The sequence below is a fragment of the Paenibacillus alkalitolerans genome (assembly GCF_016482785.1).
Lineage (GTDB): Bacteria > Bacillota > Bacilli > Paenibacillales > YIM-B00363 > Paenibacillus_AE > Paenibacillus_AE alkalitolerans.
The window spans coordinates 1-12,837 of the sequence record NZ_JAEMXM010000015.1; the positions used below are offsets into that span (position 1 = coordinate 1).

Consider the following 12,837-nt stretch of genomic DNA (forward strand, 5'->3'; position numbering starts at 1 on the left):
GTAAAACCGCTGCGCTCGAAAGTTGAGCTTGTGACTCCATGTAATTCGGACGGAGTTCCGGGGAACTTGACATTAAAAAGCCTCCTTATAATGTACCGAACGGTATGTTATTTTAAAACATATTTACTCATGAATATTCATTAATGTCAACACAACATTGACCTGTACGAAATGTTTCGGTATCATAATTATGTACTAAAAGGTATTTTATAGGGGGGCGTTATGTCTAGAATCCGCGAATTCGACGAACAAAAGGCATTAACAGAGGCTATGCATGTTTTTTGGGAAAAAGGGTACGAGGCTACTTCACTAAGTGACTTAACATCTCGCATGGGGAGTCAGAAACCTAGATTATATGCTGCATACGGCGACAAATTGTCTTTATTTGAATCGGCTCTTCGAAATTATAAACAATTACATGCTAACTCCGTTCGCTTGAAGCTAAACAAAATTACGAGTGTCAAGACTGCCTTCAGGCTCCTGTTTCTGGAGGGGGCGTTCCCTAACGGAACGCCTGAGCGGAGTGGCTGCTTTTGTATTAATACAATGGTGGAGCTGGCCCCGCACGACTCGAAGTTTGAAATTTTGACAAGAGAGCATCAACAATATTTGGCGGCGGTATTTGAAGAGACGCTTGAACGGGGTGTAACCTCAGGAGAGATCGATGGATCGGTCAACTGCCGGGCAATAGCTCAGTCCCTTGTGGTAGCTTTCATCGGTATAACCGTATTGAAGAAATCAAATCCTAATCGGGAATGGATCGATAATTGCATCGACTCAGCGCTGTCGTTACTCACAGCGCCCCCACGTACAGAACCTGAAGTGGCTGATTAAATGAAAGGAACACAGTTCATATTTGATCTGTGTTCCTTTGTTTTTGTAAATGTGTATTTCCTTTGACGTGATCCAATAAACCACTAAAGCTCTTTACAGAGAACATCCAACTATTGCTGCCCGTTCGTAGCTGTCAGTCTAATTCTTTATGATAATTATCAAGACCTAAACTTAAGAAAATCAAATAACATAAAGAGTTCCACATATTATGCATGACTACTATGTGGAACTCTTTATGTTTAATATCGTAAACGACCAAAGAACCGCGATCCTTTATTGAAAGCTTGATCCTGTTGAATCTCTTATCGACGTCCTCGGAAGGTGCGGCGCAAATCCTCAACCCACTTGTCCGGAATTTCCCAGGGGATGAAATGTCCACCATGTTCGTGGGCTGTGATGTTGACATGGTTATACCAAGGAGCGCGATCGCTGTCGAGAAAATTCCGTACGCGATTTTCAGTCGTAATACCCGGTGGATTTTCGTAGCCCACGAAGGTTATACCGGTTGGTGCCTCAATTACGGGCCAGCGATCATGAGCGGGTGTCCATGGATAACGGTTATTGTTCGCATAGACGCGCATCGAGGTTTCGATGGCGTTGTTTACCCAGAAGATTGTTGCGTGCGTAAGGATGTCGTCCTTTGTAAAGACATTCTCGACGTTGCCGTTATTGTCACTCCATTTGGCCCATCGTTCTAGGATCCATGCGAGCATTCCAACTGGCGAGTCGCTCAGTCCGAATGCGAGTGTGCTGGGATCAAGAACGTGTACGGCGAGATGCGATGCAAAGCGGCGATCAAGCTCCAAAATCTTCGATCGGATACTCTCGGGGATATTGTCGGGAAGAGGACGGCCTCCGGCAAGATCCCAGGCGCGATCCCCGTTAAAAAAGCTCAGTTTTAGAGCAGAGCCGATATGAATGGCGTAAAGCTCGTCACTATATTTGTGTCCCAGTTGACCGGTCACGAGAGCGCCTACATCGCATCCACCTGCCGCGTATTTATCATAGCGGAGTGTATCGGTCATAAGTGTATGCCAGAGATCGGCTATTTTCCAAAAGTTCATATCCGGGTTGTCTGCAAGTGGCGTAGAAAATCCGAAGCCAGGCAGTGAGGGCACGATGACGTCGAAGGCTTCAGCCGGATCGCCCCCGAATGCGCTAGGGTCCGCTAGTGGATCAATGACCTTGGACCAATGCCAGAATGTCCAAGGCCAACCATGGGACAGGATCAATGGTATAGGGTTCGGCCCCACGCCCGGTTTACGCATAAAATGCACAGGGACTCCGTCAACATGTACGTTATAATGTTCGTAGGCGTTGATCGCCTTCTCGGATTTGCGCCAGTCAAACTCATTAATCCAGTAGTCGACGAGCCCCTCAAGATAGCTCCGGTTAACTCCGTAAAACCAGTCATCATTACCGGCATCGAGAGGCCATCTAGTGGACTTTAGACGATGTTGAAGCTCAGCAAGCACCTCATCCGATACATGAATCGGACTGGGTTCAAGCACGAAAGGAACTGTTGTTGTCATAAGAGTGTCTCCTGTACGAATGGAATGTACTTCCTTGAATTCATTTGTTTCGTTCGACCACCCGGGTATGAACAACGGAAAAGGCAACCTCGGCGGAACTATGAATCATTTCCCAGTTCGACCAGACGCCTCAATGCGGGTATTGCGGATGCAATTGCTTGTTTTTCTTCCAGAGTGAGCCCTTCCATGAATTTCGAGAGTTGCGCAATGCGATCCAATCGACGCGAATCAATCACATTTGCACCCCGTGCGGTAATATGTACCTGAACCACTCGGCCATCATTCGGATCTGATCGGCGTTCGACGAGTCCGTCTCGTTCAAGTCGGGTCACCAACTGTGTGATTGCCGACTGCGTAATTTGCTCATTAGCTGTCAACTCCGTAAGCCGCATGGGGCTCTTGCGAGACAATGTGTGCAGGACGGAAAGCGTAGTGAAGCTGAGTTTTTCAATTGACGGCAACCGGATGATAATCCTAGTTAAATCTTCGAACACCATGGCGAAGTCGCTAACGTTCAACTCAGTCATGTTATTTTTAGGTTCCATGAATAAAACTATATCACAAACTTATATAAGTGTCTAATGTAAATTTAGTTGGCCAAGACTCCAAACCAACTTAATCCGCAGCAGCCCATCATATTTGGAAATGACGTCGCGGAAATCGAGGCATTCCAGCAATACGCAGCCAGGTTCAATGCAATGAATTCCTCCTTTAACCCGTTTTTTACAAAAAAAGGGCCGAGCTATCGGCTCAGACCCCTTGAATATTTATAAATAATAATGCATAAATCATTTTATGGTTTATGTGAAACAAAACCTACAACATATTGTGAAAAATTTACAAATTTTGATGAAAAATCACAAAGAGTGTGATGTTTCACGAAATATTATAAACCGGAGCCCAAAAAGTCGCGTGGCTCCGCAGTTGTTGTTTCAAAATTATGAAAGTGACCGGGATAGTCGTCTTCTCATTCGTCTTTGTTTCACCATATTTTACAGGTTATTTTTCGTATAGTTGGAACCATATTCAGGCGTTGTATAATTATTCACTGTCAAACCTCTCTTGCCCAACATTCAAACAGCGCTTGCCGCCCGGTAAGAAATGCAGTAGTTTTTTTCCAGCTTCGATCATTACCTCATAACAGCCGTCAGCACCTGCTTGTATCTCGCCTTCGTTGCAGACCGGGCGTTCCGCGCTGGCGAACGATAGAATACCTGTGCCCGAGGTGCTTTGGACACGAATCGCGGATAAGTCCATTTCGCGATCGATACTTCCTCGGCGTCACTCCAGCCTCTCCCGGTTACGGGACGTACCGGATCGCGCCGAACCTGCGCGCTTACAAAACTGGCGGCCAGTCCTTCCATTTTCTCATCAATTCAAAAGCGGTTGGACAGGAATGGCGCCTGCCCAACGCTTAGTTTAAACAACCGTTACGACGTAGCGTTTTCCGCTTTCTACATGGAATCCGACACGTCCGTTCTCCATATAAGACACATTCTCTTCATCACCGTCTTGGGTAACCCGGATCGTCTGCTTGGTAAAGACTTCGCAAGTCTGTGTCTTTGAAGCTGCGATGACTGCCTTGGACAATGCGCCGTTCGTCCACTCCAAATCGACTTCATACCCTCCTCTGCCGCGCAAGCCTTTGACATATCCGTCTTTCCAGGCATCGGGCAACGCCGGGAGGAGCTCCAAATATCCTTGATGCGATTGCAGCAGCATCTCTGCGATCCCCGCTGTGGCCGCGAAGTTGCCGTCGATCTGGAACGGGGGATGCGCATCAAACAGATTCGCGTATACTCCGCCTTTGTTATGATTTATCGGCTCGTCACCCCTTACGAGTGTCAACAAATTCGATATTAATCGCTCTGCACGGTTGCCGTCTTTGAATCTTGCCCAAAGGCCGATTTTCCAGCCGAGACTCCATCCCGTCCCCCCGTCTCCTCTTATTTCAAGCGATGTCTTCGCTGCATGGAAGAGGTTGGGAGCGGACTGCTCCGTAATGAGCTTCCCCGGATAAACTCCTACAAGATGGGAGACGTGACGGTGGTGGACATCCTCGCCTTCGAAATCCTCGGACCATTCTTGCAATTGACCGTGCTTGCCGATTTGGAGCGGCAGCAGCCTTTGTTTCGTCTCCGATAGTGTCTTCGCAAACTCTTGGTCGATCTTGAGCCGTTCCGCCGACATGATGCAGTTGTCGAACAATTCGCCGATCAAAGACAGATCCATGGTTGTCGCCGCGCTTACGGCGTGGCGCTTGTCGCCAATCATGAATTTATGCTCTGGGGAGGTCGAAGGCGAAGTAATGAAATAACCTTCCTTATTTTCTACTAGCCAATCCAAGCAAAATAACGCGGCTTCCTTCATGATAGGGTACGCCGTATTCCGCAAAAATACTTCGTCCCCGCTAAACGCGTAATGCTCCCACAGATGCTGAGTCAGCCATACGCCGCCCATCGGCCAAAATGCCCACACCGGGTCTCCGTCTCCAAAATCGCCCACCGGCGCCGTTTGCCCCCACAAATCGGCATTATGGTGCGCCACCCATCCTCTTGCGCCATAGTTCGTTTCCGCCGTCTTCTTTCCATTTTCCGCCAGTCTGCCGATGAAATCGATCAACGGCACGTGAAGTTCCGCCATATTGCAAGTTTCCGCAGGCCAATAGTTCATCTCCGCATTAATATTCAGCGTATAATTGCTGCTCCACGGCGCCCGCGTCTCTTCATTCCATATGCCTTGCAGATTGGCAGGCTGCGTTCCCGGGCGCGAGCTCGCAATTAACAGGTAGCGTCCATAATGAAACAAGAGCTCAACCAGCCCCGGATCGCTGCTTCCGTATTCGGCAATTCGCCGATCCGTAGGCATTTCCTGCGGCGCTTTGCTTTCTCCCAGATGCAGGGCAACCCTGCCGAATAGCCTGCTGTGATCCTCAAGATGACGTTGAAGAATAACCGTATACTCCATCTCACGTATGGCATTGATCGCCTCTGCGGTCATTTGTTCCGGATCGCGCTTGGAACCGCTCGCTCCAATGCTCGGGTCAAAGCTGGTCGCCGCGCTGAAGTACAAGATTGCGACGGTCGCTCCCATGACGTGCAAACCGTCCGCATCTGCCTTCACCGTTCCGCCTTCATGGACGACCGCCAGGCGTCCGTGGAATTTCAAGCCTCTGGACGATTCGGGATCGCCGTATCGCACAGGATTTTCCGCATCGCGGTAACTGGGCTCGACGTGCTCCGGCGCTGTGCCGGATATCGTGAAGTGGCCGTCAACCGCTTTCGTTGCATAGCGGAGCGGGCTATCCAGCTTGGCCCGGAAGCTGAGGAAGCCCCTCATGCTCGCCGTTAACCGCACAACAATCGCCTGATCGGGATGCGTTGCGAATATTTCGCGGGTGTACTGAACGCCGCCGACGCTATAGGCAACGGTCACGACGCCGGTCGATAGATCGAGCTTCCGGCTATACCCGCGGCGGCTTATCTGGCCGTGATTCATCACAATATGCAGATCGCCGAAAGGCAAATAGGATTGAGTATAAGGCCCCATCATTTCCTTACAGAGCCGATCCGCTTCCCCATACTTTTCTTGTGCGATTAGCTCCCTTATCCTTGGCAAGACTTCCTTCGCCCCCGGATTATTCCAATCCTTGGGGTACCCTGACCAAAGCGTATCTTCATTCAAAGCGATGCGTTCTTTCTCTACACCGCCAAAGACCATCGCGCCAAGTCTGCCGTTCCCGACAGGAAGGGCTTCCGTCCAATAGACGGCGGGGGACTGAAATTGTATATTCATTCTGATTTCCTGTCCTCTCTTCAATAGATATATTGACGGAGTCACTCGTTGTTAACGCCAAACAATCCGAACGATTTCAGATTGGCCGCTTCTCCTGCCGGCAAGACTGTGAAAACTATCTTCACATAACGGCTGGCATTCGGGGGGAGCAGCTCGTTAACGGAATCAATCTCTTCTCTGTTAAGATGATAATCAAGCAAGGTGCTCCACCTGTTTCCGTCACTGGATCCTTCAATGACAAACTGATAAGGTCCTTTGCAATCAAACTCAAGTTCGATCCGTTTCGGATACTTGATCCCTTCCAAATCGAGCATCCACCATTCACCGGAGATTGTGCTGCTTGCTCTCCACGAGGTGCTCCGATCGGCGTTATTAGCGTTGCTCTTGCCATATCCCTTGGCTTCGCTGCTGGCTCGGGTGGGCCTGTGAGTTGAGAGATCCAGCAATTCAGCACTGAACTCGGCGTCACGCGGGATGCTCGTCTGAATCCGAGGTATCGTCATGTCCGGTTCCTTATCGGTACCGTCACCAACCGTCTTGATGAGTAAGGCCGCTCCTTGCAAACCGGGCGAGTTCGCCGAAATGATCGTTTCGCCTGCATGGTAAGAACGGAATGTAATCGCCCCCAGTCCTTCAATGATGTCGAGTCCCGTCTCGGAGGTAATGCGTTTGGGATCGTAAGACGGGAATTGTCCGGGGCCGGATATGACCGACAGCGCCACATCTGCGGTCGCATCGACCCGATTCCCGTATTCATCTACAAGTTCTACAACAATTTGAATATCGTCGGTACCGTCGTTTTTGATCGTCGTTTTACTTCCGACGCCCGGATAAAGCTTGATCCGTACAGGCGTTCCCGGTTTCGGCCATTCAGGTTCAGAGCTGCCGGCAGCAGGCGGTCGGATGCCTAAATAACCAAGGTCGTCAACACTCGCGCCGGTTTGCTTGGCATAATAATTAAAACGGTACCAGTACCAACTGCGCAAAGGAAGACGATAGTAGTCGATGATCCCCATGTGTCCCATATCGTTGGCCAGACTGCCGTGATGGAATCCGCACCACACCGCTTGACCGCTGCGCCATGCGGGTGCGGCGAATCGATAAGGATCGGTTCGGCTTGCAGAGACGTGATCGTAATACGGCCGGTACTTCCCGGGCCGATCCATCACTTCGCTTCCATATTCGGAGATCAATTGCGGGCATCCCGGACGATCCGACTCCGGATCCTCGACTCGTTCATCGCCGTCCCACTTCAAATAGAAGCTTCCGCCGTCGCCGTTCAGACCCGCGACATCCGATATATCCGGCCGGTCCAAATTCCACCTTTGCGCGCCGCCGGCTGCCGCTTTGCGCGTCGGATCTTCTTCATGCGCTACTTCCACCATTTTCTTGATGAGCCCAATCGCCTTCTCCTTAACGGATTCATGGCTGAAGAACGGCTCGTTGCACATGCTCCAGACGATAATGCTCGGGCGGTTCCGATTGATGCGGATCATTTCGCGCAATTGCCGAATGGCGCTTCGTTCAAATCCGCTTTGATCCTCTTCCAATACCGGATATGCGCTGGCCCGCCAGTCTTTTCTCTCTCCCGTATCGCCCGCTCCGCCTCCCATTCCCCAGAATGTCGCTTCCGACCAGAACAGAATGCCATAATGATCGCAAGCGCGGGCGAAAGCGGGATGATGGGGGTAGTGGCTGCCCCGGATAAAGTTCATTCCCGCATCCTTGATCATTTTAACATCCCGGTAAATGGCCGCTTGGGTAACCGCATCTCCCCAGCCTGCTTGATCTTGATGAACGTTCGCTCCGTTTAAGTACACATGCTTTCCGTTCAAATAAAATCCTTCGTGCGCCGTCCATTCCATCCATCGGAATCCCATCGTATCTTCATAAACATCCGAAACGGCTCCGTCAGCAACGACTTCGGATGAAATGAGGTAAAGATAGGGATCTTCCGGGCACCAAAGCCGGGGATCGTCAATCGGTTCGCTTAAGGAATCAAACCGCCGCACCCCGCCTGCCGGCACGGTTTGCGTACTTTCCATTTCGGTTAGCACCTGACCTTGGCTGTCCGTAACGATTGTACGGACCGTTGCAATTTTGTCCGTACCCGAACGGTTGATGACTTCCGTTTGCATACGCACCTGCATTCGCACATGATCATCGGAAGATGCAAGCAGCGGTGTGGAAACAAAAGTTCCATTCCAGGCAATATGAAGAGGCTCCGTCATCGTCAAACTCACATCCCGATAAATGCCCCCGGAGAATGTATGCTCTCCTGAACGCGGCGCAATTTGACCGTTCCATTCATTATTCACCCGAACTGCAATGACATTGTCTCCCGGCCGCAAAAACTCGGAGATCGTTATACAAAAGCCGGTGTACCCTCCTTCATGGGTTCCGGCCAGATTTCCGTTTACATATAACTCAGCCACTTGGAATACGCCATCGAATTCCAAATGGACCATCTTGTCCATCCAACACGCTGGAACATCCAAATGTTTCCGATACCAACCATATCCGACGTACCACTCATTTTCCATAAAATAAGGGATGCTAAAAGAATGGGGCAATCCGACATGACTCCAATTGGAATCGTCGTAGTCCGCTTGCTCCGGACCGATATGGCTGAATCCTTGCCAGTCTCCGCGGATGAACCTCCATTCCCTGTTTACATTGATTTTTGCCCTAACTTCTTTGTGTCTCAATTTTCTCACTCATTCCCGGTTGATTAAAGTTCTTATACAATAAAACAAAACTAATTTTTCATGTTGAAATTATAGACCAAAAATACTATATTAAAAATAATAAATTACTACGGTATATATAACTAAACTACTTTTTGGAGCGAGATTCCAATGAACATCCGCAATTATTTTTTACCCCCGTTCGAAGAGCTCGACTTTTTCTGTTTTCCTCATTCCGTCGGGAGATTTACTCGCCCCAACTATATCCCCCCTAATAATCATGATGTCCACCGCGAAACAGGGGTAAGGGATTTCAGTTTGCATTTCGTAGTAGGCGGCAAGGGATATGTCGAGATGCACGATACGGTCTACACCGTAAAACAAGGGGATGCTTTTCTTCATCTGCCGAATCAGAGAATGCGCTACTATACTTCGGAAGATGACAGCTGGGACATCTATTGGATACAATTTAACGGAAGGAAGCTAGCGGACTTCTTATTGGAGAGAGGCTTCCACGAATCGTCGGTTTGGTTTATGAAAGAGATCGGGATGTTGGAGCAATCGTTTCTTGATTTGATGGATGAGATTGAAAGAAACAATATTTCGCGTCCGGGCAAAATTTCCACTCTAACCTATTCAGTGCTTATTGAATTTATGGGCAACGCCATTCCTTTCTCCAGCAGGAAGGGAAGGGAAAAAATCGACCGAATCATTCAGCTCCTTCCCGACATGCAGCAAAACTCGCATCTGCCCTTTGTCATGGAAGAGTGGGCGAATAAAGCGGAACTGACTCCGAATTATTTCAACAGTCTTTTCAAAAAGGTAACCAAGATGACTCCGCTTGCCTATATAACGAAATGCAGGATTCAAACGAGCAAACAAATGCTGCTTGGCAGTCCGTCTTTGCCTATTAATAAAGTTGCGATGGCATCGGGTTATCCCAGCGCAAGTTATTTCAACAAAGTATTTATGGAGTTGGAAGGCATCACGCCAAGCGAGTTTCGAAAGAATCATCTGTATGAAAAAATCACTGTTCCTACGGACGTATGATCCAGTAGTTCAAAGGCTGCGATACTTTTTTAGCAGTTTTACATCTCTATATACATGATCCCAACGATCATGCTTAACATCCAACACGACCGGTCCATCACATACTTCATTGAAAATATCCGCGAGATCCTGTTGTTTTTTATATGTTGCAAGGGGTGAATGAATACTCCAGAGCCGTCCGGCGATATCCCATTCAGGCGCTGCAACCAGCCACATTCCAACATGCGCTTTAATGCCTTTCAAAACTTCCGCAGCAGGTCTGCGGGCCGCCAGGGCAAGAGCGATGCTTGCCGCCAATGTAAGATTAGGTTTTGCCACACATTGAATGAAATGACATAGGGCATCGGGCGTCATATCATGAAAGTTGGAAGTGCCGCTTTCCGGATTCAGATTTACTGCGTTCGGATCTGCATATTGGGTCCTAAGGTATAGAGTAATTCCCTCTTTCCCTGCTATATCACATAACCGTTGAAGTGTGGCAATGAAAGATTCGCCGGTTTGCTTCGTTGTAAAATTATTCTCAGTGGCCCGATGCAGACATAAGATTAAATCTCTCGCCCCTAACAATGGCATTTTAGCGATTACGTCCTCAATGACCGCCATACTTTTCCCATATTCTTCGTCATCATTGTTTACTAGCCGTAAATCCGGGTAAAGATTGATGCCTGAAGACAGATCGACGATTATATTTAGCCCTTGCCGGCGAATCCATTGTCCTTCGGATGCAAGCCAATGTCTTTCGCTTCTATGGAGATATTGCCAATCAACAACCATGCTGTCGAAATGGTCAAAGAAAGTTGGTCTTGTAAGGATTTCTTTCTTGATGGAGTAAGTATCGCCAAGAGTCATCGCACGGTTCTTCTGTTTGGCAATAGGTATAATATGAGGAATTTCCTCAACGCCCTCCTCTGCCACTTCAACGGCAAATATACGTACGTCCCCTCCGGCAATTTTCTCGCCGTTACTTGCGCCCGTATCTTGATTCTCCAATCCCTCGGGCATGTAACCTTCGCATTCTTTGTCCGACCGGTCGATTGCCAGCTCCTGTACCGATTTGACTTGACCTATACGGGAAACGATCTTGTAAGGTCTTTCTTCCCAAGTATTATTGCATATTCCAAGGGTATATTGTCCTTTGCCTTTACGGCATACGATAAGGCTTAGGTCTTCACCAACCTCAAATAGTACCTGTGATCTAAAGATATGGTCCAGAACAACTCTCACATGCTTGAGAAGCGGATACGGTCTGGGAAGAGGACGGTCAATCTCGCATCGTATGGGGGTTTCCACTCCAGCTTCCCGGCTGATCCCATTAGGGCTTGCGAATAATGTTACGGTTCCTTTGCCATAAGCAAACCTGCAGACAGCCGGCATATCTCCGCATCTGGAAATGATGTCCGCATTGTCGGGCAGTCGCAAAGAATACAATTCAAAAGCGTAGTCTTCCGTCATATGTTCATCAAAAACATGCACGGTTGTTCCGGTTTCATAGCTGCTCTTTGCGGCTCCAACACGAACCCTGGCAAATCCATCCGGGAATTTCGCCACGGTTTCGGCAAAAAGCACCAAGTGTCCGCCTTGTCGGACATAATGTTCAAGTTTATCCGAAACTTCTGCGTCTTGGGACAATCCTCCGGCAACGACGAGTACAGGATATCGATCGATCAGCCGCTGCTCCGCATCGCATAACAGGCAATCTACCGTATCGCCGTAAGGGGTTGGAGAAATAAATCCCGACTCATCATGAAAAAAGGACGAATTCCGATATCCGGGATAGAACATGTCCAAAATATGATCGGTAACATAATCGTGTGCTTCATAGGGCCTGTTGCCCCATACGCGGTAAAGCTGAAAATTGTAGTTCGGGAACGTCCATCCGGAATAAAAATCATTCATGATTGCCACTTGCGTAAGCATAACGCCTGGTTGCCCATGGTCAGCCAACCACCTGCGGGCCGACTGTTGAATAACTCCAATGGGTGACAGGCGTTCTCCTTCGAACCACCCGCTCTCAAACCCCACCAGAACACAGTTGTAAAGTATGTGACTGTATAGAAGCCGCTTCAGAAGACTCAAGCTTGTCCCTTTCGTTGGGCCGTGATCGTCGGCATTGGCCTCTTCATTGGCTCTGATGCCATAAGTCTTATATCCCCACCGGTTATAAACAGAAGCATTACCGAACCATGGTACGCCATATTGCTTTCCGGCTCCTCGCAGATAGGCATAAAATACTTGGCCGTTCGGGTGCATTTGAGCGGTTTCCGCTCCAATCAGCGTATAACCGCCCTCTTTTACTTCATAATGTCCAAGAGTAATCGCGAGCAGCGTTACCATCTTATTCCCCAGTTGATCGCATATATTTTGTATATGTTTCCGGAAATTCAGGTATTGTTCCATTCGGTTTGCGGAAGGATGGACCATCTGCGAAACATAGGCAAGAACATATCTTCCGTCCTGTTCACCTACATCCATTCCAAGCCATCGTTCTCCTAATTTTTCTTCAAAACATTCAAACACGTTCTTATTTGGTTTAAATTGCTTCCAGTATCCCCCTTCCCCGGATCCCGGAACATATCCCCAAATATCGAACAGAAATATTTCTCTTTCCCGGAGTTCGTCAACCACTTCATTTACATTCTCTGCAAACAAGAAAGGATACGACGGCCAAATGACATCGCATAAACCATGTTTGTCAATATATTTTTCTAAAGACTTTTGGTAATCAATGATCTTTCCTTCTTCGATTTTAAACCCGCGCAGTGCGACAAAGCGTGTACGATTGTTAAATAAATCCCAGCCCGGCGGTTTTACGGGGTGCCTCTCGTAGTGAAGATACTCTTTAGGATTCAAAAGATGTGAATATACTTTTATTTTCATCTCCATATCCTTCCTTGCCCTTTGGCTTGTTCAAAAGTTCAGCCGGGTAACAGTGTAACATC

General features: G+C 48.5%; 8 protein-coding genes. 2 read left to right on the forward strand and 6 right to left on the reverse strand.

Going from position 1 to position 12,837, the window contains the following annotated elements; all coding sequences use genetic code 11:
- Positions 1–222 precede the first annotated feature (222 nt).
- A complete protein-coding gene (locus tag JET16_RS20160) occupies positions 223–834 on the forward strand; it encodes a TetR/AcrR family transcriptional regulator (RefSeq protein ID WP_199619592.1) in 612 nt (203 codons plus the stop codon).
- Between the two features lie 302 nt (positions 835–1,136).
- Here JET16_RS20160 and JET16_RS20165 read toward each other — a convergent pair whose 3' ends face one another.
- The 5 genes from JET16_RS20165 to JET16_RS20185 all read right to left on the reverse strand — a co-directional run bounded on the left by JET16_RS20165 (position 1,137) and on the right by JET16_RS20185 (position 8,869).
- Positions 1,137–2,366, reverse strand: a complete 1,230-nt coding sequence (locus JET16_RS20165) for an epoxide hydrolase family protein (protein ID WP_199619594.1) — start codon at positions 2,364–2,366, stop codon at positions 1,137–1,139.
- Between the two features lie 98 nt (positions 2,367–2,464).
- On the reverse strand, positions 2,465–2,911 hold the full coding sequence (locus tag JET16_RS20170; protein ID WP_233531967.1) for a MarR family winged helix-turn-helix transcriptional regulator: 447 nt from the start codon (positions 2,909–2,911) through the stop codon (positions 2,465–2,467).
- Positions 2,912–3,407: 496 nt separating this feature from the next.
- Positions 3,408–3,623: a hypothetical protein gene (locus JET16_RS20175; protein ID WP_199619603.1), complete on the reverse strand. Its 216-nt coding sequence runs from the start codon at positions 3,621–3,623 to the stop codon at positions 3,408–3,410.
- A gap of 162 nt (positions 3,624–3,785) precedes the next feature.
- The gene (locus JET16_RS20180) at positions 3,786–6,161 is read right to left on the reverse strand and encodes a glycoside hydrolase family 95 protein (RefSeq protein WP_199619605.1); all 2,376 of its coding nucleotides are present in this window, start codon (positions 6,159–6,161) and stop codon (positions 3,786–3,788) included.
- A gap of 41 nt (positions 6,162–6,202) precedes the next feature.
- Positions 6,203–8,869 carry a glycoside hydrolase family 2 protein gene (locus tag JET16_RS20185; RefSeq protein ID WP_199619607.1) on the reverse strand — a complete coding sequence of 889 codons (2,667 nt, stop codon included), beginning with the start codon at positions 8,867–8,869 and terminating at the stop codon, positions 6,203–6,205.
- Between the two features lie 150 nt (positions 8,870–9,019).
- Between JET16_RS20185 and JET16_RS20190 the strand changes: the two genes are divergently transcribed.
- Positions 9,020–9,898, forward strand: coding sequence for a helix-turn-helix transcriptional regulator (locus JET16_RS20190; protein ID WP_199619610.1), 879 nt, complete (start codon positions 9,020–9,022; stop codon positions 9,896–9,898).
- Between the two features lie 9 nt (positions 9,899–9,907).
- Here JET16_RS20190 and JET16_RS20195 read toward each other — a convergent pair whose 3' ends face one another.
- Positions 9,908–12,775, reverse strand: a complete 2,868-nt coding sequence (locus JET16_RS20195) for a type 1 glutamine amidotransferase family protein (RefSeq protein ID WP_199619613.1) — start codon at positions 12,773–12,775, stop codon at positions 9,908–9,910.
- Positions 12,776–12,837: the final 62 nt, after the last annotated feature.